Source organism: Neolewinella litorea (assembly GCF_004803465.1).
GTDB lineage: Bacteria > Bacteroidota > Bacteroidia > Chitinophagales > Saprospiraceae > Neolewinella > Neolewinella litorea.
Map to the genome: position 1 here is coordinate 362,780 of NZ_SRSF01000003.1, position 26,295 is coordinate 389,074.

Here is a 26,295-nt window from a genome sequence, read left to right on the forward strand (position 1 = left end):
ATAGGCTCATTACCCGTACCCAACCGCACCGCCATGACCGTAGACGACCACAGTATAGTAACGATGACCTACGAAGTGCGCGACGGAGGCCCCTCCGGTACGCTGCTGGAACGCATGGACGTCAATTATCCCTTCAAGTTCATGTTCGGTACGGGCCGGATGCTCCCCGCCTGGGAGCGGCGCATTTTCGGATTGAAGAGCGGCATGGGCTTCAGTTTTCAGCTCAGCCCCGACGACGCCTACGGGCAACGGAGCGACGACCACATCCTGACCGCGCCGATCCACATCTTCCAGAACGAACGGGAACAGATCGAACCGGGGCTCCTGGAACGCGGGCAGTACGTCACCCTGACCGATTCCTCCGGCAAGGACGTCAACGCCAAGATCATCGACTGGAACGACAAGCAGGTAACCCTCGACGCCAATCACGCCCTGGCCGGTAAAACCCTCTTCTTCTCCGGTGCCATCCTCGACGTGCGCGCCCCCTCGGTGGACGAACTGATCCGCAAGCAGTACATTGAGGAAGGTGGGGTTAGGCGGTGAGGGAAGTACGAAGTCTGAAGTACAAAGGATAAAGTAAGGAGGCACAGTCGAGGTTAGTGAACTACAAACAATTTGTTTTAATAAAGGGTAGGGTTTATCTTTAGAATAAATCCCCTTGTTATGCATAATCACGAACTGGAGGAACGGCTGATGGACTTCAGTGTCCGGTGTTCCAAATTATGTCGGGCGTTGCCCACCCGTAAATATTACGATGCTGATCACGTCGCAAAGCAGTTATTGCGTGCTGCAACCCATGCCGGCTTCCACTATCCGGAGGCGCGATCAGCGGAATCGACAAAGGACTTCCTTCACAAACTGAAGGTCATGCTAAAAGAATTGCGGGAGTCAAGGGCGGAACTAAAGTACATTCAGCGCATGGAGTACCTAGCCCCCGGCAGGGTGCAACCGCTGGTCCAGGAGGCGAATGAACTCATAGCCATGTTCACCGCTGGAACCAAAAAGCTTTCGGACAAGATGGTACAAAGGTCCGTGGCACAAAAAGTAGGTTAGGTACAATCACCATACCCAGCCGTTCCCGGCCTGATCCCACAAGTCAATTGGGACCTTCGTACTTTCTACTTCATCCTTCCGACTTCGTCCTTCCCCCTTCATCCTTCATACGCGAATACGCCTGGAAGAACTCGGGCACCGTCTCGATCCCCTTGTAGAAATTCCACAGGCCGAAGTGCTCGTTGGGTGAGTGTAGGCCGTCGGTATCGAAGCCGAAGCCCATCAGGATGCTTTCCACGCCCAGGACTTCCTTGAACTTGGCTACGATCGGAATGGAGCCGCCCTCGTACATCGGTACCGGTTCCTTGCCAAAGGTCTTCTTCACCGCATCGGCCGCCGCGCGGTATTCGGGGGTGTCGGTCGGGGTCACGTAGGGGTTGCCGCCGTGGTGGGGCTTTACTTCCACTTTCACCGATTCGGGGGCAATACTTTTGAAGTGGTCGCTGAACAGTCGCGTGATCTTCTCGTGGTCCTGGTTGGATACCAGGCGCATGCTGATCTTGGCGTTGGCCACGGCGGGGATGACCGTTTTGGAGCCCTCTCCGGTGAAGCCACCCCAAATGCCGTTGACGTCGAGCGTGGGCAGGATGCCGGTGCGCTCATAGGTGGTATAGCCTTTCTCGCCTTCCAGTCCGAAGACGCCGGGGCTATCCATGTATTCCTGGGCGTCGAAGGGCGCATCGCGCATCAGCTGCCGGTCGCGGTCGCTGGGAAATTGCACGTCGTCGTAGAAACCGGGGATGGTGATGTGCTTATTCTCGTCCTTCAGGCTGGCGATCATGTCACAGAGCACGTTGATGGGATTGGCCACGGCCCCGCCGAAGAGTCCGGAGTGCATATCGGCGCGGGCGCTGCGCACCTTCACGTCGAGGTAGGTCAGGCCGCGCAATCCTACCGTAATGCTCGGGTTCTGCTTGCTGAGCAGACTGGTATCGGAAATCAGGATCACGTCGGAGGCGAGCATATCCTTGTGCTCCGTGATGAAGGGGATGAGGTTGGGACTCCCGATCTCTTCCTCCCCTTCGATCATGAATTTGACGTTGCAGGGCAGGTTGCCGGTCTGAATCATGGCTTCCACGGCCTTGACGTGGATGAACATCTGTCCTTTGTCGTCGGTGGCCCCGCGGGCGAAAATGGCCCCGTCGGGGTGCTGTTCCGTCTGCTTGATGGTGGGTTCGAAGGGCGGCGTATCCCACTCGTCGAGCGGGTCGGCGGGCTGTACGTCGTAGTGACCGTAGATGAGTACCGTGGGCAGATCGTCGCTCAGGTGCTTTTCACCATATACTATAGGGTGGCCATCGGTGGGGAAGAGCTTGGCGCGGTCCATGCCGGCACGTACCAGGTATTCCTGCACCTGGACGGCGCAGTGGTGGGTGTCTTTATTGTGCTCGGCGGCGGTGCTGATGCTGGGGATGCGGATGAGCGTCTTGAGTTCTTCCAGGAAGCGATCGCGGTGGTTGTCCAGGTATTCTTGGGTGGTCATTGGTTTCATTTTATAGCCCTAACGCGTAAGTAGCGGGCAGGTTATGGCGCGTACGCGGGTGCAATGATACTAAGCGGAAGGCGGGGCGGGCCTGGTTTTGCCGTCCGAACATCACGGCCATGGCGGTAGGTTATAGTAGGAAATACACCGCACCATGAATATCCGCAAATTGAATCCCTACCTTTTTCTTCCCGCGCTGGCCCTGTTGCTCACCGCCTGTGGTGAGGAAGTCAGTGCCGGAGAAGCCGTAGCCGGCGGTATCGGTATCTGGGCCATCGGTTCGATACTGCTGCTGATCCTGGTCGTCCTGGCCGTGATCGATCTGATCAAGAAACCCTACCCCATGGAAAAGAAGCTGATCTGGGGCGCTATCATTCTGTTTCTGCCCTACCTGGGCGCGATACTGTACTTCCTGATCGGCCGGAACCGCTCGTCGGTATTTTAACCGCTCCTTCTGAAGTCAGCGACACGCTGAGGTAAGCCGAGTACCTCGTATTGGGGCCAAGCGCAGGCCTCCTATGAGCGTGCGCCCCTGCTACAAATACATATCCAACAACTCGGTAAGCCGCTCTTCGGAGATGCCGCGTTCAAGAGAGCCTCCGTAGGCAAAAGATATCTTGCCCGTCTCTTCGGAGATGATAAAGCAGGCCACATCGATCTTTTCCGTAACGCCTACCGCCGCCCGGTGCCGTAGTCCTACCGCCGCGGGCAACTCACTGTTCTCGGAGACGGGCAGGATAGCGCAAGCCTTGATGATTCGGCGGTTGGAGACAAGTACCGCTCCGTCGTGCAGGGGGCTTTCCTTATGGAATATGCTTACCAAGAGGCCGTAACTGATGTCCGCGTTCAGTTCCGTGCCGCCGGTGATGACGGTGCTCGGATCGGCTTCCTGGGTGCAGACGATGAGGGCTCCCGTCCGCTGTCGGGCCATCCGCAGAAACGCCCGCCGCACGGCCGCGGTCTGGGGGGCGTGCTCCCGGTCGAACTCTTCACGGCCCAGCAGGCGGTTCCAGAAGCTATCGCGCTGCTTAATGGTGCCGCTGCCGAGCAGCAGCAAAAAGCGGCGCACCTCCGGTTGGAAGATGATGATCAGACTGATGAAGCCAACCTGGATGAACTGGTTCAGGATGTTGGACAGCAAATCCATCCCCAGTGCCGTGAAGGCCTGGTAGCTGAAGAAAAGGGCTACTATGCCCACGAAGATGTTCAGGGCGATGCTGCCCCGCAGCAAGCGGTATAACCAGTAGATCAGGTAGCCAACGATCACCACATCGAAGACATCCCAGATGTCGACCTGCAGGAAACCGATGTTGAAGGCCAGGGGCAGAAGCATGCCGGTAAGTTACTGCAAGCTGTCCTGCACGGCGTTGAGCCGTTCCAGCACCATCGGCGTAATGTCGTAGGCGTCGTTGGTAATGAGGACGGCGGAGTTCTGTCCCTGGTTCAGGATATAGTCGTAGTTATTCTCGGCCTGCAATTCTTCGAGGACGGCTTTCACGCGCTCCGAGAATTGTTGCTGGATCCGCATCTGGTCCTCCTGGATGCTGCTCAGCGCCATCTCACGTTGCTGAAGGATCTCCTGTTCCTTGCGCGCGATGCGCTGCTGTTCGGCCTGCACCCGATTGGGGGCGAGCAGACCCTGCTGCATCTGGTTCTGCAGTTTGCTCACCTCCTGCTCCAGTGACTGGACGCGGGCCTGATGATTTTCCTGGGCTTTCATGAAGTTCTCTTCAAGGCGGCCGAGTTCGTCGGCTACCTGGGTGTAGCCCGCCTGGAGGCTGTCTACCTTTACGAATACGATATTAAGACCCGATCCGGGTGCCGGAGCCGAGGCGCGGGTTTCGGACCCCGCCGGCGTATCCGCCCCCTGGTCGCAACCAAAAAAGGTGAAGAGGGGCAGAACTAAAACTGCACACAAAAGTATTCTAGCGACGTCGGTCATCAAGCAATGGTTTAGGGAGGTTGCGTAGACCTATTCGTGTTGGATAGTACGACCTCCTGAATTTTATCCCGCAAAAGTACGATTTCGGTATGGACCGTGACCGCCTCTTTATAATTCTCGCTTTTGCCGTGACTTACTTCGTGTGGGGGGCTACGTACCTCGCCAACTACTGGGCAATCGATACGATTCCGGTTTTCGGCATGGGAGCCACCCGTTTTCTGATGGCCGGCGCGCTGATGTATGCCTTCACTTTGTTGCGCGGCGACTTCACCCTGCCGAAGCTGCAGTACGTTATCAATTCTTCCATCATCGGAGTGCTGCTGCTCAGCGTGGGTACCGGCGCGGTAGTTTGGGCACAGCAGTATATTCCTACCAGTACGACCTCCCTGATCATTGCCTTCGAGCCGCTCGTAGTCATGCTGATGATGTGGGGACTGCTCTCCAACCGGCCGCCGCTCAAGGCTTTTTTCGGGGCATTCATAAGTATCTGCGGTATGAGCCTGCTCATCTCGCAGCCCCTGGCCATCGGTGGTGGGGAAGCGTATAAGGGCATGATCGGGATTATCTCCGGTATGCTGTGCTGGGGGGCGGGCATGCTCTTACGACAGCGGCTTGACCTGGGTCACAACCGCATCCGCGCCACGGCCATGCAGATGCTCGCGGCGGGTTTCTTTCTGCTGCTGTTCAGTCTGGCGCTCGACGAGTGGTCGGGGTGGACGTGGTCGGAGTTGAGCGCGCGTTCGGCCTACTCCTGGCTTTTTCTGGTCGTTTTCGGGTCCATTATTGCCTTTTCCTCCTTCAACTACCTGCTGGGTAAGGTGAGCGCCGACAAGGTATCGACCAATACCTACGTCAATCCGGTCGTGGCGGTGCTCCTGGGCGGACTGTTGAACGGCGAAGTGGTCACGGGGCAATCCATTCTGGCGGGAGCGATATTGCTGACGGGAGTATACTTCATAAACTCATCGTCGTCGCCTAAGGGCACCAGCTCCTAGATAAGGCAGAATAGGGGCCATTTAGCCCATCCGACGTTCGTAGTCAGCGTAGTCGAAGGAGCGCCGGGCAATTACTTCACCGTCGGCGTCAACCATTACGATATCCGGATGGGGAACCCCGTTGAACATCGTGGACTTGACGGTGGTGTAGTGCGCCATGTCCTCAAAGATCAGGGTATCGCCGACCCGGGCGGGCTGGGTGAAGTAGTACTCCTCAAGGTAGTCGCCAGCCAGACAGCTCATTCCCCCCAATCGGTAAGCGTAGGGGTAGCCGTCCTTTTTTTCCGCGCTGGCACCCCGGACCACCGGACGGTAGGGCATCTCCAGGGTATCCGGCATGTGGCAGGTGAAACTGACGTCGAGCATCAGGGTCGCCGATCCGTAGTTGTTGACGATGTCAAGTACCGTACAAGTCAGATATCCCGTTTGCCAGACGTGGGCACTGCCCGGTTCCAAGATAATTTCCAGGTGGGGATAGCGCTCGCCCAACTGGCGGAGCGTTCGGATTAGGAGGTCCGTGTCGTACCCCGCGCGGGTCATCAGGTGGCCACCGCCGAGGTTCAGCCATTTGACCTGCTCCAGGTAGTGGCCGAACTGCGCCCGCGTACGCTCAATCAGGGTAGCCGTAGCCGCCGCGTCGCTTTCGCAGAGGGTGTGAACGTGGAGTCCCTGCAACCCTTTCGGGGGTTTGCTGGGGAGATTGGGCAGCGTTTCACCCAGGCGGCCGAATTTATTGGAGGGGTTGTACAGGTCGGTCTCGACCGGACTGTACTGGGGATTCACGCGTAAACCTACGCTGGTGCCAAGTGGCTCCCAGCGGGGTCGGAAGCGCTCCAGTTCGGTAAGGGTATTAAAGGTGAGGTGTTCGGCCATTTCCGCCAGTTCATCAAATTCACCGGGCCGATACACCGGTGCGTACACGTAAGGCCGCCGGCCGAAGTGCCGCTGGATAAGCAAGGCCTCATTCAGGCTGCTGGCCGTGGCTCCCCGGAGGTATTCAGCTACCAGGGGGAAGGCGGGCCAGAAAGCGAAGGCCTTGAGGGCAAGGATGATATTTACCCCGGAAGCGGATGCCACATCGGAGATGGTCTCGAGGTTCCGGCGCAGCTTGTCTTCTTCCAGTACGAATGCGGGGGAGGGTAGGGCCATGGGATGAGGTTGGGGTTGGACTAAAAGGCTTCCCGGCGCGGAGCTATATTCCACCGAACCCCGGCATTGATCAGGGTCGTTTCCAGGTCGCGAGCGGTATTGTCGGAGTCTTTGCTGCGGGTAAAGTATTCCGCTTCTAGCCAGAAATTGGGGCGCAGTTCGTAGCCGGCACGGAGCCGCAGGATGGTATTGGTGTAATGAATGCCCTGGCCGATCTCGTTGCCGTAGGTCGCGCTGCGAAGGCTGCTGGACTGGTTCAGATCCTCACCCACAACGGTATTTTCATCGCCCTCACCCTGCTCGATCAGGTACAGGCGCCCGTCGACCTGGAGCCGGGGCAGGGGGCGATAATCGAAACCTACCAGGTTTTCCCGGAAATTCGCCCCTAGAGGGTGCGCCAGGGGCATACCGAACTGGGTATAGCTGCTCAGTCCTTTGTGCGAGTAGATATAGGGGCGGGCCACGTTGCGCTCTGCTACCAGATCGAGCTGGTCTAACCCAAAAGCATCTACGTGGCGAATCCCGATCTGGTAGGCCCACTTATTGGCCCACCAGCCACGCTTTTCAATGAACAGTTCGCTGAATACGAATTCGTCTAGTACGAACTGACCGTACACCTCCGTCCGGAAGGGTAACTGGTAAGCAGCAGTCAGGCCGATCAGGACGTTGTCCGGGCTGCCGACACTACCCTCCACCGTGCGGTAGAGGATCACCGGGTTGAGGTACGCCAGTTCGAAGCCATTGGTCCGGTTCAATACCACTGCTTCAAAGAGTCCTACGTTCAGGCGTTTACCGATGTTGATGGAAAGGTGGTGGGCTGCGAGGTACTTTTTGGGGAGGGGGAGACCGTTGTTCAGGTCCCGGGCCGGCCCACTGGTGAGCTCGGCGAACAGGTTACGGTAGTGGAACTTCCAGATCCGCCAGTTGATCTCCAGGAAAGGGTAATTGTTGCTGAAGTCGCTTAGGAACAGCGATCGCTCACCCTGGCCGATGAAATGCTGCCCGTACCCCAGCCGAAATCCTACATGACGGGTGATGTCGGCCGACAAATACCCGGCTCCATTAAGATAGTCATAGCCCCGGCGGATGCCGGCAAAGTCCAGGCGAAATTCGTCCTTGATCAATCCGGCCCCCGGCAGCGCTCTGTTTCGCTGATAAAACTGACGCAGGAAGTTTGGCGCACCCAATTGCGTCTCCAGGATCTCCAGGTGCAGGAAGAAACGATCGTCAACGCCGGCCCGCAACCGGACACCACGCTTGTTGAGCAGGTAGTCCTGCTCGTCGTCCTGCAACTTACCGTACTTGAGGTCGAGGATGGGATTCACCCGCAGGTAAAAGTCTTCCCGGTTGTGCTGGTAGAGGAAGGCCGGCGTTTCGTAGAAAGTGCCCAGAATGGGGTTACGCGAACGGCGGTAAAGATCGGATTCCTCCGCGGCCACGCTGAATCCCTCCCCGATCCAGAAGGGAGCCCGATCGGCGTCGTCCGTTTCGGCGAAGGTGGGCAGACTCAACCATTCGTTGTTGTTGTCGTAGAAGCGTTGGATGCGGTAGCGGTCGACGGTTGACATCTCGGCACCGTGGAGGGCATCCCAAGTCTTGATCAGGCGGGTCAGGTCGCCGCGGCTGGCCGGGCGCAGGTCAATGTCGGCGGCCGGCGCCGTGAAACCCTGGAAGCCGTACCGGGTGTACAGACGTCGGACGAGGTCGTACCCTTCTTCATTAACGGGCAGGGGAGCTCCCTGGGCAAAGAGTAAGCCACCGCAGTGGAGAAGGAGGAAGAAACTTAGGGTACGGAGCACAGGCGAGGCTTGACGAAAGAGCGTGTTCTGCCGGTGGTCACAGGCCCCCGGCGGCAACCAATGTAGCGAACGCGGCCTACGCGTGCAACGTCTGTTGCCGGGCGGACAGTACGGCTTCACTCTCTTCGCGCTCCGGGTCGGGTACGCAGCAGTCTACCGGACAAACGGCGGCGCACTGCGGTTCCTCGTGAAAACCGACGCATTCGGTACACTTGTCGGGCACGATGTAGTAAAACTCATCACTGATGGGTTCCTGCTCTTCGTCCGGGTCCACAGTTTCACCGGTCTCGATGGTGTACGGACTACTGATGGTGGTGCCGTCGGAGATCGTCCACTCCACGCCACCCTCGTAGATCGCGTTGTTCGGGCATTCCGGCTCGCAAGCTCCGCAGTTGATGCAATCGTCAGTTATCATAATGGCCATGGGGGGGCATTTAGGGGGCAAAAATAAGCATTAGGGCCATACGGCACTTGCATATGTAACCCATAAGTCCGGTACGGGTTGGCCCAGTCGCCCAACGAGGTAAGCCGGGTGGGCCGGCGGTAGAAAATTTGGCCCCATGCATGGCAAATTTGCATTAGTGCACAAAAATTATAACATTGATCACGTGGCAGACGTATTATGCCGACGGCCCACCGATATAAACCGGGAATAGCGGCCGACCTACCCTTAGATTCATCTTTCAGAATGGAACGATACAGCGACGAAGAACTCGAAGAGTTCAAAGTAATCATAAAGGAAAACTACCAGCAGGCCAAGAAGGAACTGCAAATGCTGCGGGAGCAGATCAGCGAGTTTTCCGAGAATATATCCGAAGGCTTCGGCGCGGACTACACCCAGGACAGCAGCTCGGTAAGTCAGTTGGAGCTGCTCAACGAGCAGGTGCTGCGCAAACGCGATCAGGTCCAGGACCTGCAGAATGCCATGCTGCGCATCAAGAATAAAGTATATGGCGTCTGCTCGGTAACGGGCAAATTGATCGACCGCAAACGACTGGAAGCGGTACCCACCACCACGAAGAGCCTGGAAGGAATGCGCCTGCAGGCCAGCGGCGTCATGGATGTCACCGCCCAGGACCTCGCCCGCCGCGCCAATGAGCGCAAGGATGGACCCAACAAGATTATTTCCAAGATCAAGAAGCCGCCACCGCCCAAGGCCAAGCCCGTGGTAAAGAAGAAAAGCCGCCGCCGTAAAGCCCAGGAGGAGGACGAGGACGACCTGATCTGATTTCATGGCACTTATCCTATCCGTCAGGGGGCATACGCCCGTTATCGGGCCCGATTGTTTTCTCGCCGAGAACGCAACCGTCGTGGGTGAGGTCACCATGGGGCGGCATTGCAGCGTCTGGTTCACCGCCGTCATTCGTGGAGATGTGAACCGAATTACCCTCGGCGACCGCGTCAATGTCCAGGACGGGGCCTGTATTCACTGCACTTACGAACGCGCCGCTACGACCATCGGAAACGACGTGAGTATTGGCCACCGGGCCATCGTGCACGGCTGCACTTTGCACGACAGCGTCCTGGTGGGAATGGGAGCGATTGTCATGGACGGCGCGGTGGTGGAAAGCAACGTCATCATCGGGGCGGGTGCCGTAGTGCCCGCAGGAATGCGTTGCGAGGCCAATTCCATCTACGCCGGGGTGCCGGCCCGCAAGATCAAGGACCTCGATCCCGCCCAGCGCGAGGACACCATCACCCGCATTGCGGGGGCGTACCTGAAGTACGCCGGATGGTTCAAGGAATAGCCCGCTCTACCGCGCCGACGAGAACGAAGTTGTCGTAGATCCGGTACCGCAGGTCGAAATCCTTGCTGAGGTCATCGGTCGTCAGCCGTCCCCGGGCGATGCCCTGGTCGGGATCGTATTCGCCGAGGTCCACGTAGAGATTTTCCCGGAAATCCAGTTGTCGAAGGCCATACGCTTTGTACAGGGCTTCCTTGGCTGACCAAATGAGATGCAACTGGTGCAACTCGTGGGGTTGCCGAAGCATCGCCGCTTCATCCGGCCGGACGAACCGGCGGGCCAGGCGGTGGATGCGGGGGACCAGGCGCTGTACATCAATTCCGCACAGCCGAGGATGGGCGATGGCCGCCGAAAAGCCGACGGTATGGCTGATGGAAACGAAAAATTGTGAATCTTGCAGATGTGGTTTCCCGGAATCGTCTTTTACAAGTTCGCCGCGCTGGTCCCTTCCGCTCATCTCGTGCAAGAGGAGGCGGGCCGCCAGATATTCGCGCCGGCGTTCCTGGCCCTTGATCGAATCAAGTTGCTCGGTTTCGCGCTCGAAAAGGGTGAGGCGTGCGCGCAGTTGGGGCTCTTCTTCGGCAATGTGCCAGAGGCCCCATTCACCGGGCGGATCGATGGGTTCGTGAAAAAGGAGGGGCAAAGGTCAGGCTCTAGAGACGCACGGCGTTGATCCGGGTATCGATGAAGTACATGACGCAAATTACTACGAGACCGACGAATACCAACCCGGCCACCACCTGCAGGGAGGTAGCAAGCTGTGGCAGGATAAAGCCGATACTCCAGCAAAGCATAACTAGAAAGAGGTACTTCATATGTTTTTAAAACTCTGACTTCTAATCAATTGTTCGTCGACCCCATGTTGTACCGCCAAAGCCAGCGTTCCGGTCATCGCGCCGCCATCTACGACCTCGAGCCCGCCGCCGACGGATTCTATTCCGCCGCCGCCGACGGATTCCTGGTGCATTGGCACCGCGACGATGTCGACTTCGGCCGGGTGGTAGCTACCGTGGAGAACGGCAAGTTCCTTTCCCTTACCTCCACCGCGGAAGGATTGGTCGCCGGCGCCCTCGACGGCGGTGTACACTGGCTATACCCCAACGATCCAGAACGCAATCGGCACGTGGCCCATCACGGTAGGGGCACTTTCAGCCTGCTCACGGTCGGCGACAAGGTGTATAGCGGCGGCGGAGACGGCGTGCTTACCCGCTGGAACGTTCCCCAGGCTCGTACGGAAGAAAGCCTTCCCCTGGCTCCCCACTCCCTGCGTCGCCTGGCCTACGATCCCGTCAACGACCGGCTGGCGGTGGGGGCCAGTGACGGTAAGGTGTACCTCCTGACCCGCTCCGCGCTCTCGTTGCTTGATACGGCACCCGCGCACGCGCCCTCCGTATTCGCGTTGGCCTTCTCGCCCGATGGGAAAACCCTGTACTCAGGTGGCCGCGATGCCGGACTGTGCCGCTGGGACGTAAGCGAAGGAACTCTCGAAATGAAAGAAAAGGTTACCGCCCACCTGATGACCGTCAACGACCTGGCCGTGCACCCCTCAGGGGCTTACCTCGCCACCGCAAGCCGGGATAGAACGGTCAAGTTGTGGCGCGCCGATAACCTTAAACTGCTGAAGGTCATTGAAGTGGTCCGCGACCGGGGTCACGTCAATTCAGTCAATACCCTCCTCTGGCTGGACGACAAAACCCTGCTCACCGCCGGAGACGATCGACGGGTGCTGGAGTGGAAAGTGGAAGTGTAGGCGTTTGGTTCCCTAGCCTTTTAGGCCCTACTATTAGACTACAAGACTAAAGAACTCACACATACTCCTCAATTGGCGGACAGGTACAAACGAAGTTCCGGTCACCGTAGCCATCGTCAACCCGGGCAACGCTGGGCCAGAACTTGAAGCCCTGTTGCAGGTAAGGCAGGGGGTAGGCGGCCTGGGCGCGGCTGTAGGCGTGCACCCATTCGTCGGCGGTAAGTTCGGCCACGGTGTGGGGGGCGTTGGCGAGCACGTTGTCCTGGGGATCGGCCTCCCCGCGGGCGACGGCGTCGGCCTCCTCCCGGATCGAGAGCAGGGCGTCGCAGAAACGGTCTAGTTCGTCCTTGCTCTCACTTTCGGTGGGCTCGATCATCACGGTGCCGGCCACGGGCCAGCTCAGGGTAGGGGCGTGAAAGCCGTAGTCGATGAGGCGCTTGGCCAGGTCGCCGGCGCTCATGACGCTCTTGAAGGGGCGCAGGTCAAGAATGAGTTCGTGCGCGGCCCGTCCGTTTTCTCCGGTGAAGAGAACGTCGTAGTGCTTCTCCACCCGTGCCTTGATGTAGTTGGCGTTGAGGATGGCATAAACGCTGGCCTGCCGCAATCCTTCCGCACCGAGCATTTTGATGTAGGCGTAGCTGATGAGCAGGATGCTCGCACTGCCCCAGGGAGCCGCCGAGACGGCCGAGGTAGCCCGCTGCCCGCCGGTGTCCTGCAGGGGATGACCGGGCAGGAAGGGCGCCAGCTTTTCGTTGCAGCAGATCGGACCCATGCCCGGGCCACCGCCGCCGTGCGGGATGGCGAAGGTCTTGTGGAGGTTCAGGTGGCAGACGTCGGCACCGATGCGGCCCGGACTGGTGAGACCCACCTGGGCGTTCATGTTAGCGCCGTCCATGTAGACGAGCCCGCCGTGCTGGTGGATCAGCTCACACATCTCGACCACGCCGGTTTCGAAGACGCCGTAGGTGCTGGGGTAGGTGATCATCAGGGCGGCCAGGCGGTCGCTGTGTTTTTCCGCCTTGGCGCGGAGGTCCTCGATGTCGACGTTTCCGGCCTCGTCGCTCTTCACGACGACCACCTGCATACCGGCCATTACGGCGCTGGCGGGGTTGGTGCCGTGGGCACTTTCGGGGATCAGGGCAACGTTCCGACCGCTATCGCCCCGGTGCTGGTGGTAGGCGCGGATGACCATCAATCCGGCGTATTCGCCACTGGCTCCGCTGTTGGGCTGCAGGCTGCAGGCCGTGAAACCGGTGATCTCGGCCAGGTCGTGCTCCAGTTCTCGGAACAATTCCTTGTACCCTTGAGCCTGTTCGATGGGGGCAAAGGGGTGGATGTCGGCGAATTCGGGCCAGCTTACCGGTATCAACTCCGTAGCGGCGTTCAGTTTCATGGTGCAGGATCCGAGGGGGATCATGCTGTGCATCAGGCTGAGATCCTTGTTCTCCAGGCGCTTCAGGTAGCGCATCATCTCGGTCTCCGTGCGGTAGCTGCGGAAGTTCGGGTGCGTCAGAAACTCGCTCGTGCGGCGGAGCGCGGGTGCAATGCGGGCTTCCACGCCTTCCACGCCCCCATCCTCGGTCAGGGCGGAACCTTTGTAGTTCAGGGGGGCGTCGAAGATGCGGCAGATGACCTGCAGGTCCGTAGTGGCTACCGTTTCGTCGAAACTGATCCGGATGCCGCCTTCGGTGGGGTAGTAGAAGTTGTAGCCATTGGTCTCGGCGCGCTGGCGGATCTGGGCTGCTTTCTCGGGGGCTACGTCGAGGTGGATGGTGTCGAAGTAGGAGTCATTGGCCAGGGCGTAGCCGGCACCCTCGAGGGCGTTTGCCAGCAAGACCGTAAAGTGGTGGGTACGCTTGGCGATGGCGGTCAGTCCTTCAGCACCGTGGTAGCAGGCGTACATGGCGGCCATGTTGGCCAGCAGGGCCTGGGCGGTGCAGATGTTGGAAGTGGCTTTCTCCCGGCGGATGTGCTGTTCACGCGTCTGCAGGGCCATACGCAGGGCCACATTGCCGTGGCGGTCCTGACTCACGCCGATGATGCGGCCCGGAATCTGGCGCTTGAAGGTATCGAGCGTGGCGAAATAGGCGGCGTGCGGTCCGCCAAAGCCCATGGGAACGCCGAAACGCTGCGTGTTGCCGACTACGGCGTCGGCCCCCCATTCACCCGGAGGGGTCAGCAGGGTGAGCGACAGCAAGTCGGCCGCTACGGTTACCGTAATGCTTTTGTTACGCGCCTGTTCCACGACTTCGCGGTAATCCTCAATGCGGCCATCGGCGCCGGGGTACTGCAGCAGCATGCCGAAGACCGTTTCCTCGTTCAGTTCGAATTCGGCGACGGGGCTGACCCGGATTTCGATATCGAGGGGCTCGGCCCGGGTGCGGAGTACGGCTAGGGTCTGGGGGAGTACCTGGTCGGAAACCAGGAAGACGTTGGCGGGATTGTCCTTGGCGCGCTTGTTGCGGTGCCCGTAGAACATGGTCATGGCCTCGGCGGCGGCGGTGCCCTCGTCGAGCAGACTGGCATTGGCCACCGGCATGCCGGTGAGGTCACTCACCATCGTTTGGAAGTTCAGCAGGGATTCCAGACGGCCCTGGGCGATTTCTGCCTGGTAGGGCGTGTACTGGGTATACCAACCGGGATTACAGAACAGGTTGCGCAGGATTACGCTGGGGGTGATCGTACCGTAATATCCCATACCGACAAAGCTGCGGAACACGCGGTTGCGCCCGGCAATCCCCTTGAGGTGCTGCAGGTAGTAGTATTCGCTGATGGCGGAGGATACCTTGAGCGGCTCCCGGTCGCGGATGTTCTCGGGTACCGTCTGGTCGATGAGCTCCTCCAGCGAGCCTACCCCGATCGTCTCGAGCATGGCTTGGGTCTCCTCGGCGGAGGGCCCGATGTGGCGGTTGCGGAACTGGTCGTAGCGGGGGGTAAGGGCTTGCATCTGGTGGCTTCGATTTGGGGTTGCAAAGGTAATCGATGAGGCCGGGAGTTGGTTGCGGATCTTGGTGCGGCGCCGTAACCCTTTTTGTACACTGGCGGGCGTAAGCGCATCGCCCGGAGGCGGTCTTTGCCACCGCGTCGAAGTTGGGAGTAGATGCAGCAGGGTATGTGGCCTGTTTGATAGTTCCCCTGAATTACTGGTCGCTTCTTCTGGCGGTAGGTGTCACCCGGCACTTGACTATTACGAACACGAGACAGTACGCCGCCGCACGGCTGATCGCACGCGGAGCCGTTTTTCCAAGTCACCTACGGTAATAGTGGACACACGATAGCCGGTCCATTGCGTGTGGCAATTGGGACTAAAAATTATTTAAGTGCCAGGGATAAAGTTGAGAAGGGCGCTAGGAAGCTAGTCGCGCTTCGGCCGACGACGGCCAAACTTCTTTGGGCGGTCGCCACCGCCGCCACCGGTGTTGCTGCTGCCCGAGGCGTCGGGGCTGCCTCCCGCACGGTCACCGGAGCTTTTCCGGGGGCCACTGCGCCCGCGTCCGCGGCCACGGCCGCCACCTCCTCCTTTTTTGGATCCGCGACCGCCCTTTTCGCGGTCGTCCCGACCCTGGGTAGGTTCGGCGTCGGCCAGTTCGTCGGGCAGGGGTACGCGGCGCACTTCCTTTTCAACCAGTTCCTCGATGCGCTTGAAGCGCTGCCGGTCCTCTTTGCTGATCAGGGTAATGGCTTCCCCTTCGGCCGAGGCGCGGGCCGTACGTCCGATGCGGTGTACGTAGTCCTCGGCGTCGCCGGGCACGTCGAAATTGATGACCAGGTCGATCCCGTCGATGTGGATGCCGCGGCTCAGTACGTCGGTGGCGATAACGATGGGGATTTTGCCGGAGCGGAAGTCGCCGAGGCGGTCTTCGCGTTCCTGCTGCTCGAGGTCGGAGGAGACGCTCTCGGCTTTGTGGCCCTTGCGCTGCAGGCGCCGGGTGAGGTCGCGGACGGTCTTCTTACGGCCGCAGAAGATGAGGATGCGCTCCAGGTCCTTCTTGTCCTTGAGGATGTGCTCGATCAGGCTGATCTTGGCCCAGTCGGCCACGTCGAAGGCCTTCTGGTCGATCTTTTCGGCTGGCTTGGATATGGCGATGCTGATCTCAACGGGATTCTTGAGGATTTCGCGGGAGAACTTGCGGATCTTGCCCGGCATGGTAGCCGAGTAGAAGAGGATCTGCAGCTTCTCCTTGGGCAGCATGTCGATGATCTTGATCATGTCGTTGACGAAGCCCATATCGAGCATCCGGTCGGCTTCGTCGAGCACAAGGTGGCGAACCCCGCTCAGGTCGGCGTAGCCGAGGTCCAAGTGGGCGATGAGGCGGCCGGGCGTAGCCACCACCAGGGGGGCACCGGTCTTCAGGGCGTTCTTTTCCCGCTCCATGCTGTGGCCGTCGCGGCCACCATAGATGGCGATGGAAGAGGCCGGCGTATAAAAGCTGAAGCCTTCCAACTGCCGGTCGACCTGCATGGCCAACTCGCGGGTGGGTTCCAGGATGATGGTATTCACCTTGGAGACGGGCTCACGGGTCAGCTTGTCGAGAATCGGGAGCAGGAATGCCGCGGTTTTACCGGTTCCGGTCTGGGCTACGGCCAGCACGTCACGGCCTTCCAGCGAGGGGGGAATGGCCTTGGCCTGGATGGGGGTACACTTCTCGAATCCCATGTCGTCCAGGGCATCGAGTAATTCGTCGACGAGGTTAAGTTCGTCAAAGTAGACCACCTCCTCTTCTGGGGTCTGGTCGGGGATGTTATTCATTGGGGCTTGTCTGAGCGCAAGCCAATGGTCTCCGGCCTACGCGATGGGTAAGGGCGCAAAGGTAATGATTAAATATCGTAGCGCCCCCGGCAGAGAATTCCGGGGGCGGGGTGCCGGGGTCACGGCTACCGCTAGTCGATGCGGGGTTCGCGGTAATAGATCCGGCTGTCCGCGGGTACGCTCTTCACGATCCAGGTATTGCCGCCGATGATGCTGTTGGCGCCGATCACCGTATCGCCGCCCAGGATGGTGGCGCCGGCGTAGATGACCACCCCATTCTCGATCGTAGGGTGTCGCTTGGTCCGCGCCATTTCCTTCTGTACGCTGAGCGCCCCGAGCGTAACGCCCTGGTACATCTTGACGTCGTTGCCGATGATGACGGTCTCGCCGATGACGATCCCGGTCCCGTGGTCGATGCAGAAGCGGCGCCCGATCTGGGCACCGGGGTGGATTTCGATGCCCGTCTTGCCGTGAGCGATTTCCGAAAGCATCCGCCCGAGCAGGCCCACACCCAGTTGATGAACGGCGTGGGCGATCCGGTAGACCGCCAGGGTATAGAAGCCGGGATATGTCGTGATAACCTCCACGCGACTTACCGCCGCCGGGTCCCCGGCCAAGATGGCTTCGGCGTCCTCGATAAGCGCCGCCCGAATACCGGGAAGCTGCTGTTCAAAGGCGCTTCGCACGGCGTCGGGACCATCGGGCAGTTCCCCACTCATGGCGTCTAGGATGCTGAAGAACTTCAGGTCATTGGTCAGGTAGTGGAGCCGGAAAGATTGTTCCGTGGCGAAGCGCAGCGTGCTGAGTTCGGGAAAAAGGAACTGCAGCAAGCCGTCGAGCCAGTCTTCGATGAGCCGGGGGGAGGGTAGCTTGGTTACGTGCTGATGTTCCCGGTACAGCTGTTGCAGAAAGGCTTCATCCATGCGCTAAAGATAAGCCTGCCCCGTGGCTGCAAAAGAAAAAGGGCCGGCTATCGGCCGGCCCTCTGAAGGTCAATGGTGATAATAATGCTTCACCAGGTTGGATAATGTAAAACTACTTGGAATGTAACTACCGGTTAATTGGAAAGAGGAATTTGTCAAGTGGTACTCTACTCCGGAAGTACAAGTTATAAATAGTGTCTAGGTGTAAAAAAAGAGTCGTTCAATGTGTTTGCGGAAAGAGGAATAAAGAGGTCTGTTCAATGTGTCGGAAAAACTAAAAAGATGTTGTTCAAAAGTGTCTGTTAAACTGTCGTTCAAAGTGTCTCAAAAAACAAGTCTGTTCAAAGTGTCTAATTCTGGTTGGGGCTGAGGCCTAGCTGCGGTTGCCGATCATGCCCTTCATCTTTTGGCGGGCGAGGAAGATTCGGCTCTTTACGGTTCCGATGGGGATATTGAGATGGGCGGCGATTTCCTTGTACTCGTAGCCGCGGTAGAACATCAGGAAGGGGACGCTGTAGATTTCACCGATGGTGCTCATCATACGATTCAGTTCCTTGAGGCGCATGTCGTGCTCACCCTGATTGGGGATGGCGCTGGTGCTTTCGAGGGCGAAAGTGAAGGTTTCAATGGGCTGGTTCACGTGCTTGCGGCTTTTTTCCTTGCGGTAGCGATTGATGTAGGTGTTGCGCATGATGGTCGATACCCAGCTCTTGAAATTGGTTCCCATGGTGAATTTATCGCGGTGGCGGTAGGCACGCATGCTGGTTTCCTGCATGAGGTCCTGTGCGTCTTGGTGGTTGCGGGTCAGGCGCAGGGCAAAAGAGAAAAGTAGATTTTCCAGTTTGTTGATCTCCTGCGTGAATTCTTGGTTAGTCATGTTGTTGATAGCTACTGTTATTAATGGGTGGCGGCGGGTGCCGCACTTACTCGCCTCAGTAGTATCAAACGCCGTGCCAAAAATGTAATAAACTGATTTACAGTTGATTACGAAAACAAGCAACGGGAGGTGATGGACTAAATGTAACCTGGTGACTAAATACAATCATTCTATCCGGTCTGGCGGATACAATCCTATCGCAGGCGCACACCATCGGCCAAAAACTGCAGTTCCCGACGGGGCTCGGTGATGGCCATTACCTCTTCATCAGACCGTCCGGCGTCTTCGGCCAGGTGCCGCAATTCATCAACGGGGACGGTTTCATAGTAGGCGATGCCCTGCATGATCACCTCCTCGCCGCTAATGTCCTTGGGTACGAAGAAACCGTAATCGCGGAACCGGACCATCATGTCGGTATCCGGGCCGGCTTTGACCGTCATCCAGCACCCTTTAGCCTGACAGACTTCGTGAACGGTGCCGCGGAGGGTCATCCGGACCGTGTCTTCCAATTGTGCGGTCGTGTACGTGCCTAAAACAGATTCGGCCGACAGGGGACTGTCGGCCGAAAAGGTGGCACCGTAATATTCCCCGGCCGAATCGGTAGTACGGGGGTTGCAGCCCAGCACGAGGGCGGCGAGGAAGGGAAGCAGGAGGTACCGCATTGTATAAGGTTGGTTACTGGTAAGCTACCAGATCGGTGATGTAGCTGCCACCGTAGCCGGCCTTTTCGAGTTCGGTCTGGAGGGCCACGGCATCTTCGCGGTTGACGAAGCTCTGGCGGCTCTCCACTACCCATACCTGCTCACAGGGGCGGTAGCGGGCTACCAGGGTGGGGTGAAAGGGGTACTCGGCCGGATCGGTGTAGCGCAGGATGGCTACCTGCACTTTGTATTCCTTGGTGGGGGTGGTGGCAAATTTTGGCAGGGAGGGTGCCGCTTCTCCGCCGGGTACGCCGGACTTACCGTAGGTATCGGGAGCTTCTTCACAGTAGGACGGCTTGGGCTGAGCGGCATCCTGGGCAAAGGTGGTATGGGCGGCAAACAGCAGGAGAAGGAGAGTCAGGTAACGCATAGGGTAGTCGTATAAATCGGTGGAAAGTGGATCGGTAATGTGAAAGAGAATAATGATAAGGTAAGGGCAAAAGTTCGGTTCGTGAAAATCATCCTCACCGCAATTCGATCCGGATATCCACCTTCCGGTTCATTTTTCGATCTCGCTGGCCGGGGAGTTCGCCCTTTCCTTCTACCTGGATCTTAGCCTCCGGTATGCCCCGGTTGCGCAACAGAGCCGCTACCGTCTCGGCGCGCCGCCGGCTGAGCGTAAGGTTGTACTCGCTGGTGCCCGTTTCGTCCGTGTAGCCGCTGATGGTGACCATCTGCACCCGGTCCGGATCAAGGTGATCGAGGAAGCGGTGGAGGACTTCACGCTGATCATCCTCCAAAGCGTAGGATTCAAAGGCGAACAGCAATTGCACTTCTTGGGCGGCAGGCGCGGGTTCGGGGGCTGCGGGTTTCGGTGGTTCAGCTGCCGGGACCGCGGCACGAATTTCCGGTTTGGCCAGCCGGAGATCAATGCGATAGGGCTGGCGGTTGTCCCAGCTGGGAATGGGAAAGCTATGCTGGTAGGGCAGGTAGTTGCTGTGGTCCACTTCCAGCGGCAAGCCCCGGTCGGGGGGCGCACAGATGAAGAACCGTCCGGCGTAGTTGGTGCGGAATACATCGCCACCGGTGACGAGGACTTCCTGTTCGGTAATGGGAACGCCGGTCAGACTGTCGGTCACATAGCCCGAAACGTAGGTCACTTCCCGGCCCGTAAGTTCTTCGTTCAGGGTAAAACGGTAGATGTCCAGCCCTCCCTTCCCGCCCGGGCGGTCGCTGGCAAAGTAGCCGGTACGGCCCTCGGCCGAGAGGTGGAAGCCCAGCTCACGGGCCGGACTGTTGATGGGTGGTCCGAGGTTGATGGCTGGCGCCCAGCGCTCCGAGCGGGGATCCCATCGACTGAAGTATATATCCTGGTCGCCCAGCCCCGAGTGACCCATGCTGGAGAAGTAGAGAGTCTCTCCGTCGTTGCTCAGGAAAGGGGCCTCTTCGTCCTCCGGGGTATTCACGCCAGCCCCGAGGTTGACGGGCTCCGACCAGCTTCCGTCGTCCAGGCGGGTGCTGCTGTACAGGTCGCTGCCGCCGATGCCACCGGGGCGGGTACTGGCGAACAACAACTGCCGGCCGTCGCAGCTGATGGCGGCCTGGCTGTCCCAGGTAGAGGAGTTCAGGTAATCGGGGAGTTTAACAATCTGCTCGATGCGGCCGTCGATAAGCACGCCACTGTGAATGTCGCAACTCCCACCGGACTCAACCTCATGACACAAGGTGAAGAAGATGGTCTCCCCGTCGCGGACCAAAGAGCACATGCCTTCGGGCTGCTGGGTATTGAAGTTGCCAAAGCGCTCCGTGGAATAATCGCCGTCCTGCCGCCGGCGTTTCCCGCGGATCAGGTCTTCGTCGCCGTCACTGCCCTGGCGGGTGAAAAGCACCCCGGTCAGGTCGTTGGTGAAGAAGGGAAAGTAGTCGTTGAAGCGGGTGTTGATTTCGTCACCAAGTCGGGAAAGGTCGGTAGCGTTGACGTAATTGAGGCTGTCCGAAAGGATCTGCGCGGCCAGGATGCGCTGCCCGAGGGTTGCTTCCAGGATGTTGGCTTCGGTCCCCGCCTCCTGTTCCCCGTTGAGTCCGAAGGTGCCCGGCGGGCTGTTCTGCAATTGCTGGAAGCGGGCAAAATAGTCCAGTGCCCGGCGGGGTTCCCCGGCCCGCAGGTAAAGGTCGCCGACGTGGTAATACAGCAAGCGTGAGAAACTGGAATCCAACCTGATTACCTCGAGGTAAGCCTCCAGTGCTTCGGCGTAGTTGTCGTTGAGGTCGCAGGCCACTCCGAGAAGGCGCCGGGCGGGAAGAAAAGCCGGGTCGCGGCTAACGGCCTGGCGCAGTGACTTTTCGGCGCGTTTCGGGTGGCCGTCGAGCAATTGCTGGACCCCCTGGTCAAAAGCCGCAACGGCGCGTTCCCGTGCCGCGGCTTCCTGGGCGAAAACTCCTCCGTTCACGAACAAGAGGAGCAGGATCGGCATTAGATGAGCGGTCCGCATCGTGTAAAGCGCTATACGATACGTTTACAAAAAGCTTGGGCTCCGTCGTAAGACGGAGCCGCAAGTACAATGAGTGCATTAGTAAACTATCGACGCTAATGTAGATACTTTTTGCCACATTCACCCCGCCCGTCCGCCCCGCGGACGAGTGGGGTGTTTCGTTTTCCGGCACCGCCACCTTAGATTCCGACCCATGAGAATTGCACTTTTCCTGCTCCTAGGCCTGGGCTGCCTGACCTGCAACAGCCCGCGCGGTACCGACGACCCGGCACCCGCGTCCGCACCCTCGGTTTTTTCGGGTGAATTGAACGACTATTGGTACCAGGGCGAAGCCGAGCTCAACGTCTACGATCTCCAGCAGGCCCGCTACGGCGAAATCCGGCAGGGACAGGCCGTCCTGATCCAGGTTACGGAACCCTTCCTCGCCGGTGCGCAGGTGAAAGACGAGGGCAACGGAACGGACGGTGGCGCCTCGACCACGGTACTGAAGACCAACCTGATCCGCCGCTTTGTAACCGGCATTTACGATTACTCCCTGATGACTTCAGTGTTTACGCCAACCGAAGGTCAGGCCTACCCCCGTACCCTGAAGGTGACCACGAGTTCGCAGGACTGGTGCGGGCAGAGCTATACCCAGCTCAACCACAGCGGCGGGGAAGCCTGGCGCATGGAACTGCGCAGCTACTTCGAGCGGGAGGGCGATCAGACCGAGCAATTGGAAGCCGACTTTCTGGAGGACGAGATCTTCAACCGCATCCGGATCGGCGGTACGTTGCCCGAGGGCACCTTCTCCGTTATCCCGGCCACCGGCTATCTGCTCATGACCCACCAGCCTTACGTGGCGAGCCCAGCGCGGGCCTCGACCGTGAACCTGGGTGACAGCCTGCGAACGTACAGCCTAGCCTACGCCGATCTGAACCGTACCCTGGAAGTGACCTACGACGCGGCACCGCCCCATACCATCCGCAGCTGGCAGGAAACCTACCCGAGTCGCGATACGATGCTGACCACTACGGCGACCCTACGCAGCCAGAAAACCGAACCCTACTGGTCGCAAAATGCCAACGCCAACCTGCCCTTGCGGGGCGAGTTGGGCCTGCAGTAGCACAAAGTGCGGCTTCCTCCGTTTTCCTCCTCACAAGGTCACCATGTATGTATAGGGTAATTACACAACTGTTCCTGGCGCTGGCCCTCCTCGTCGGTCAGGTGTTGCCGGGACAGGGTCTGCAACCGTATAATCCAGGCAACGCCACCAATGCCGCCCTACTGGGGCTGGGGGGTACATTAACCACGACGTCGATCATGCTCGACCGGCGGGTGGTGGGGCTGACGGAAGAGGACATCTCCGTACTTGAGATCAACAAGATTCCCGGCATCGATATGTACTCGACGCGCAACCTGTCGCTGGTGGCCGACGAGGCTACCGACAAGTTGCTGCTGGCCAGCTTTGCCAGCCCGTTCTTCCTGCTGCTTGACCGGCCGGGGCGGGAAAACTTCGACGAGATGGCGCTCATCGTTTTCGAGGGGGCCATGATCAACTCCGGGCTCATCAACCTGACAAAAGTGCTGGTGCGCCGCCCGCGCCCCTACAACTATAACCTCGACGCACCGCTGGACACCAAGCTCACGAAATCGAGCCGGTATTCCTTTTTCAGCGGCCACAGCGCCACTACGGCCTACTTCAGCATCACTACCGCGAAACTGTACAACGACCTTTACCCCGAAAGCAAGGCCAAACCCTACGTCTGGCTGGGGGCGGCGCTGTTGCCGGCGGCCGTGAGTTACGGCCGGATGCGCGCGGGGCGCCATTTTTTCACCGACGTGCTGGTGGGCTCGGCGGTTGGCACCATAATTGCACTCGTCGTACCGACCCTGCACAAGTCAGGGGCCGAAAATTAGTTCCGATCATGGCACAATTTATCGACTACTACCAGACGCTCGGCGTGGACAAATCGGCCGACGAAAAGCAGCTCAAGAAGGCCTACCGGAAGCTGGCCCGAAAATACCACCCCGACGTAGCCCCCAATGATCCGGCCGCGGAACAACAGTTCAAGGCCGTGAACGAGGCCTACGCCGTACTTTCCGACCCCGAAAAGCGCGCGAAATACGACAAGTACGGTAAGGACTGGGAGCACGCCGAGGCATTCGAGCAGGCCCGGCAGCAGCAACGCGGGGCCGGCGGCGGTTTCGGCGGCGGCGGCGGTAACCCCTTCGGAGGGCAGTATACCTACACCGCGGGGGGTGAGGGGGCCGACTTCTCCGACTTTTTCCGTGATATGTTCGGCGGGGCGGAAGGCTTCCAAACGGCCGGCGGCGGCTTCGGTCGTCAGAGCCGGGCTTTCCGGGGCCGCGACATTGAAGCCGAGTTGCGGGTGCAGCTCAACGATATTTTGCAGGACAACAAGCAGGTGCTGACCGTCAACGGCAAGCAACTGCGCGTCACCATTCCGGCGGGGGTCGAAGAGGGACAAACCCTGCGCCTGCGCGGGCAGGGCAGCCCGGGTGCCGGCGGCGGACCGGCGGGCGACCTGTACATCACCTTCCGCGTGGAGGTGCCGGCGGAATACCGGCGCGAGGGCGCCGACCTTTACAAAACAGTAGACGTCGACCTTTACACGATGCTGCTGGGCGGCAAGATCACCGTGGATACCCCCACCGGAGCGGTGTCCGTCCCGGTAGGGGAGACCACCGCCAACGGAGCTCGGGTCCGACTGAAGGGAAAGGGGCTACCCCGGTACAAGGGAAGCGGTCACGGCGACCTCTACCTCGACCTGAACGTGCGCCTCCCCGCCTCCCTTTCGGCCCAGGAAAAGGAAGCCTTCACCCGCCTGGCCGGCTGGTCGGCGAATTGAAAATGAACGACTATGAAACCCGGAGTAGCCTACATCACCGTTCAGCAATTCTGCACCTTTCACCGTTGTGAAACGGTCATTATCGAGGAGTTCATCGACCACGGCATCTTCGAACCGCAACGCCAGAAGGAGATCGTACTCATCCCCGAGCACCAGGTCCCCCGCATCGAGCGGGCCCTGCGGCTGCGCAACGAACTCGGTGTCAACTCACCCGGTATCGACATCATCCTGCGGCTGCTGGACCGCCTCGAGCAAAGCCGACGGCAGCAGGTGGAAGACTGGGGCGATTTTGAGGCGTTCTGAAGAGGAGGTTAACGGAATCAGAAAAAACCAATCCGCCAGGGCTTAAACCGCGTGCGGATCAGACTGAGGTGCGGACCCCGCAATTCGGGCCGCAGAAAAAGAAGCCCGAAGTGGTACACATCCACCGAGGCCGTCACCCGCGGGTGCTGCCTGAGCTCCGCCCACGCCCTTTCCATCCCCGGCGACCAGTGTATGTCGGCCACCACGATAATGCTTTCGTCGGTGGCCGTGTCCAGCAGGCGTTGGACGTAGTCCAGGGTGGGCCCGTAGCGGTGATCGCCGTCGAGAAAGGCCAACACCCTCGCCGGTTCCGTGGGGAGGTCCCGCGACAGCCAATCCGTAAAAGTAGCGGTGAAGGACCGTACTTCGGCCGTAGCCGCCGCCCGTGTAAAGGTCGTTCGGGCCAGGGCCGCCACCTCACCGTTCCCCTCAACGGTCAGCAGGGGAGTGCGGGTGTCCGCCAGGTGCAGGTACAGCGTGGATATTCCGGCGTTGGTACCCAGTTCAACTATCCGTTCGGGCCGCAGCCATAGCGTCAGTCGGAACAGAAAGCGGCCGCAGCGGTCGTCGATGGCGTTCGTGCTGACCAGGCTGGCGGCGGTACGCTGCCGGGCGGTGGTGGTCCGGCTCGGAGCCCCCAGTTGCATAAGGCCTACGGTCTGCCGTTGCTGCCGCCAGTATGCGCGGATCTCGGCGATTCGTGAGAAAGCGTAGTAGACGCGGTCGTCGCGGTAAACCTCCCGGACGAAGCCGGTCAGAAATGGAGAGTGCACGTCGTAGCGGGTGCTGGCGCCCAGGTACCAGCGCAGGGCGGAGGTGAGCCGAAAGAACCAGTACCGGAGACGATCGCCCATGGGGTGCAATGATAGGATAAATTGCCGCGCTCGCCGGAGGGGAACCTGGAGCAGCGGGAAATCGTTAGAACGGAAAGTATACACTATGTCCCGCGGCTTCGTCAAGGAATCAGACCAGGAAGAATTACCCATCATCCCGCCCCGTTCGCCCCTCCCGGCGGGTGAGACCAATTACGTCACGCCCGAAGGCCTACGCGCCCTGGAAGCCGAGCGCGACCAACTCGAAGCCGAAAAACAGGACCTGCCCGGCGACAATGAAGACGAGCGCCGCCGCGCCGCGACCGTCATCGACGGCAAGCTCAATCTACTCAACCAGCGCATCGCCTCCGCCCGGGTGCTCCGCCCCGCCGACCAGCCGCAGGATGAAGTCCGCTTCGGAGCCCACGTCAAGCTGCGGCAGCAACCCGGCAACCGGGTCCAGGAGTTCCAGATCGTCGGAGTCGACGAGGCCAACGTCAAAGAGAAAAAGATCAGCTTTACCGCCCCCATCGCGCGGGCCATCACCGGCTTGCGGGCGGGTGAGACCGCCGACTTTCACCTCGGCAACGAGACCCGCAAATTGCAGGTATTGGAAATCCGGTACTGAACCAGAACAGTCATCTGGGCGGGTACGCGGGTGCCCGACTTACCAACCCGTAGCCAGATTCCGTGGTTGCTACCCTCGGTGCAGCGTGTCAATCTGGTGCC

At 59.5% G+C, this 26,295-nt stretch carries 28 protein-coding genes; 12 read left to right on the forward strand and 16 right to left on the reverse strand.

Features of this window, described 5'->3' with window-relative positions:
- The first annotated feature begins 33 nt into the window (after positions 1-33).
- On the forward strand, positions 34-543 hold the full coding sequence (locus tag E4021_RS09950; protein WP_136458931.1) for an FKBP-type peptidyl-prolyl cis-trans isomerase: 510 nt from the start codon (positions 34-36) through the stop codon (positions 541-543).
- Positions 544-663: 120 nt separating this feature from the next.
- Positions 664-1,053: a four helix bundle protein gene (locus E4021_RS09955; RefSeq protein WP_136458933.1), complete on the forward strand. Its 390-nt coding sequence runs from the start codon at positions 664-666 to the stop codon at positions 1,051-1,053.
- A 70-nt stretch (positions 1,054-1,123) separates the two neighbouring features.
- Here the strand turns inward: E4021_RS09955 and E4021_RS09960 are convergent, their stop codons facing one another.
- A complete protein-coding gene (locus E4021_RS09960) occupies positions 1,124-2,536 on the reverse strand; it encodes a dipeptidase (RefSeq protein WP_136458935.1) in 1,413 nt (470 codons plus the stop codon).
- A 154-nt stretch (positions 2,537-2,690) separates the two neighbouring features.
- Here E4021_RS09960 and E4021_RS09965 point away from each other — a divergent pair, with 154 nt between their 5' ends.
- Complete coding sequence (locus tag E4021_RS09965) at positions 2,691-2,981, forward strand: PLD nuclease N-terminal domain-containing protein (protein WP_136458937.1); 291 nt, start codon at positions 2,691-2,693, stop codon at positions 2,979-2,981.
- A gap of 90 nt (positions 2,982-3,071) precedes the next feature.
- Here E4021_RS09965 and cdaA read toward each other — a convergent pair whose 3' ends face one another.
- Positions 3,072-3,869, reverse strand: a complete 798-nt coding sequence (gene cdaA, locus E4021_RS09970; RefSeq protein WP_246050269.1) for a diadenylate cyclase CdaA — start codon at positions 3,867-3,869, stop codon at positions 3,072-3,074.
- Between the two features lie 9 nt (positions 3,870-3,878).
- Positions 3,879-4,454: an OmpH family outer membrane protein gene (locus tag E4021_RS09975; RefSeq protein WP_168797548.1), complete on the reverse strand. Its 576-nt coding sequence runs from the start codon at positions 4,452-4,454 to the stop codon at positions 3,879-3,881.
- 113 nt (positions 4,455-4,567) lie between these two features.
- Between E4021_RS09975 and E4021_RS09980 the strand changes: the two genes are divergently transcribed.
- Positions 4,568-5,473, forward strand: a complete 906-nt coding sequence (locus E4021_RS09980) for an EamA family transporter (RefSeq protein WP_136458941.1) — start codon at positions 4,568-4,570, stop codon at positions 5,471-5,473.
- A gap of 21 nt (positions 5,474-5,494) precedes the next feature.
- Here the strand turns inward: E4021_RS09980 and nspC are convergent, their stop codons facing one another.
- From nspC to E4021_RS09995, 3 genes are all read right to left on the reverse strand, one after another.
- The gene (gene nspC, locus E4021_RS09985; protein ID WP_136458943.1) at positions 5,495-6,622 is read right to left on the reverse strand and encodes a carboxynorspermidine decarboxylase; all 1,128 of its coding nucleotides are present in this window, start codon (positions 6,620-6,622) and stop codon (positions 5,495-5,497) included.
- A gap of 20 nt (positions 6,623-6,642) precedes the next feature.
- Positions 6,643-8,421, reverse strand: a complete 1,779-nt coding sequence (locus tag E4021_RS09990) for a capsule assembly Wzi family protein (RefSeq protein ID WP_136458945.1) — start codon at positions 8,419-8,421, stop codon at positions 6,643-6,645.
- A gap of 76 nt (positions 8,422-8,497) precedes the next feature.
- Positions 8,498-8,845 carry a 4Fe-4S dicluster domain-containing protein gene (locus tag E4021_RS09995; protein ID WP_136458947.1) on the reverse strand — a complete coding sequence of 116 codons (348 nt, stop codon included), beginning with the start codon at positions 8,843-8,845 and terminating at the stop codon, positions 8,498-8,500.
- Between the two features lie 264 nt (positions 8,846-9,109).
- Here E4021_RS09995 and E4021_RS10000 point away from each other — a divergent pair, with 264 nt between their 5' ends.
- Together E4021_RS10000 and E4021_RS10005 are read left to right on the forward strand one after the other, a co-directional pair.
- Positions 9,110-9,649 carry a TraR/DksA family transcriptional regulator gene (locus E4021_RS10000; RefSeq protein WP_136458949.1) on the forward strand — a complete coding sequence of 180 codons (540 nt, stop codon included), beginning with the start codon at positions 9,110-9,112 and terminating at the stop codon, positions 9,647-9,649.
- 4 nt (positions 9,650-9,653) lie between these two features.
- Positions 9,654-10,169: a gamma carbonic anhydrase family protein gene (locus E4021_RS10005; RefSeq protein WP_136458951.1), complete on the forward strand. Its 516-nt coding sequence runs from the start codon at positions 9,654-9,656 to the stop codon at positions 10,167-10,169.
- On the opposite strand, the gene E4021_RS10010 is transcribed toward E4021_RS10005, so the two are convergent.
- Positions 10,159-10,809, reverse strand: a complete 651-nt coding sequence (locus tag E4021_RS10010; protein WP_136458953.1) for a 4'-phosphopantetheinyl transferase family protein — start codon at positions 10,807-10,809, stop codon at positions 10,159-10,161. The genes E4021_RS10005 and E4021_RS10010 overlap by 11 nt on opposite strands.
- Before the next feature lie 10 nt (positions 10,810-10,819).
- Positions 10,820-10,981, reverse strand: a complete 162-nt coding sequence (locus tag E4021_RS18065) for a hypothetical protein (RefSeq protein WP_168797549.1) — start codon at positions 10,979-10,981, stop codon at positions 10,820-10,822.
- A 44-nt stretch (positions 10,982-11,025) separates the two neighbouring features.
- On the opposite strand from E4021_RS18065, the gene E4021_RS10015 reads away from it, so the two are divergent.
- Entirely contained in the window at positions 11,026-11,916 is an 891-nt protein-coding gene (locus E4021_RS10015; RefSeq protein WP_136458955.1) for a WD40 repeat domain-containing protein, read from the forward strand.
- A 55-nt stretch (positions 11,917-11,971) separates the two neighbouring features.
- Here E4021_RS10015 and gcvP read toward each other — a convergent pair whose 3' ends face one another.
- The 7 genes from gcvP to E4021_RS10050 all read right to left on the reverse strand — a co-directional run bounded on the left by gcvP (position 11,972) and on the right by E4021_RS10050 (position 21,581).
- Positions 11,972-14,863 carry an aminomethyl-transferring glycine dehydrogenase gene (gene gcvP / locus E4021_RS10020; RefSeq protein ID WP_136458957.1) on the reverse strand — a complete coding sequence of 964 codons (2,892 nt, stop codon included), beginning with the start codon at positions 14,861-14,863 and terminating at the stop codon, positions 11,972-11,974.
- 408 nt (positions 14,864-15,271) lie between these two features.
- On the reverse strand, positions 15,272-16,666 hold the full coding sequence (locus tag E4021_RS10025; RefSeq protein ID WP_136458959.1) for a DEAD/DEAH box helicase: 1,395 nt from the start codon (positions 16,664-16,666) through the stop codon (positions 15,272-15,274).
- 131 nt (positions 16,667-16,797) lie between these two features.
- Positions 16,798-17,589, reverse strand: coding sequence for a serine O-acetyltransferase EpsC (epsC, locus tag E4021_RS10030; protein WP_136458961.1), 792 nt, complete (start codon positions 17,587-17,589; stop codon positions 16,798-16,800).
- A 373-nt stretch (positions 17,590-17,962) separates the two neighbouring features.
- Positions 17,963-18,466: an RNA polymerase sigma factor gene (locus E4021_RS10035; protein ID WP_136458963.1), complete on the reverse strand. Its 504-nt coding sequence runs from the start codon at positions 18,464-18,466 to the stop codon at positions 17,963-17,965.
- Between the two features lie 194 nt (positions 18,467-18,660).
- On the reverse strand, positions 18,661-19,128 hold the full coding sequence (locus tag E4021_RS10040) for a DUF4920 domain-containing protein (RefSeq protein ID WP_136458965.1): 468 nt from the start codon (positions 19,126-19,128) through the stop codon (positions 18,661-18,663).
- A gap of 13 nt (positions 19,129-19,141) precedes the next feature.
- Entirely contained in the window at positions 19,142-19,537 is a 396-nt protein-coding gene (locus tag E4021_RS10045; protein ID WP_136458967.1) for a hypothetical protein, read from the reverse strand.
- Positions 19,538-19,631: 94 nt separating this feature from the next.
- On the reverse strand, positions 19,632-21,581 hold the full coding sequence (locus tag E4021_RS10050) for an OmpA family protein (protein WP_168797550.1): 1,950 nt from the start codon (positions 21,579-21,581) through the stop codon (positions 19,632-19,634).
- A 211-nt stretch (positions 21,582-21,792) separates the two neighbouring features.
- On the opposite strand from E4021_RS10050, the gene E4021_RS10055 reads away from it, so the two are divergent.
- From E4021_RS10055 to E4021_RS10070, 4 genes are read left to right on the forward strand one after another with little or no spacing between them, the layout of a single operon-like run.
- The gene (locus E4021_RS10055; protein WP_136458971.1) at positions 21,793-22,704 is read left to right on the forward strand and encodes a hypothetical protein; all 912 of its coding nucleotides are present in this window, start codon (positions 21,793-21,795) and stop codon (positions 22,702-22,704) included.
- A gap of 47 nt (positions 22,705-22,751) precedes the next feature.
- Positions 22,752-23,498 (forward strand): phosphatase PAP2 family protein, encoded by a 747-nt coding sequence (locus E4021_RS10060; protein WP_136458973.1) that lies wholly within the window; start codon positions 22,752-22,754, stop codon positions 23,496-23,498.
- An 8-nt stretch (positions 23,499-23,506) separates the two neighbouring features.
- Positions 23,507-24,451 (forward strand): J domain-containing protein, encoded by a 945-nt coding sequence (locus E4021_RS10065; RefSeq protein ID WP_136458975.1) that lies wholly within the window; start codon positions 23,507-23,509, stop codon positions 24,449-24,451.
- 12 nt (positions 24,452-24,463) lie between these two features.
- On the forward strand, positions 24,464-24,754 hold the full coding sequence (locus E4021_RS10070) for a chaperone modulator CbpM (RefSeq protein ID WP_136458977.1): 291 nt from the start codon (positions 24,464-24,466) through the stop codon (positions 24,752-24,754).
- Positions 24,755-24,771: 17 nt separating this feature from the next.
- Here the strand turns inward: E4021_RS10070 and E4021_RS10075 are convergent, their stop codons facing one another.
- Positions 24,772-25,608: an O-methyltransferase gene (locus tag E4021_RS10075; protein WP_168797551.1), complete on the reverse strand. Its 837-nt coding sequence runs from the start codon at positions 25,606-25,608 to the stop codon at positions 24,772-24,774.
- 85 nt (positions 25,609-25,693) lie between these two features.
- Here E4021_RS10075 and E4021_RS10080 point away from each other — a divergent pair, with 85 nt between their 5' ends.
- Positions 25,694-26,194: a GreA/GreB family elongation factor gene (locus tag E4021_RS10080; protein WP_136458981.1), complete on the forward strand. Its 501-nt coding sequence runs from the start codon at positions 25,694-25,696 to the stop codon at positions 26,192-26,194.
- The last annotated feature ends 101 nt before the right edge of the window (positions 26,195-26,295 follow it).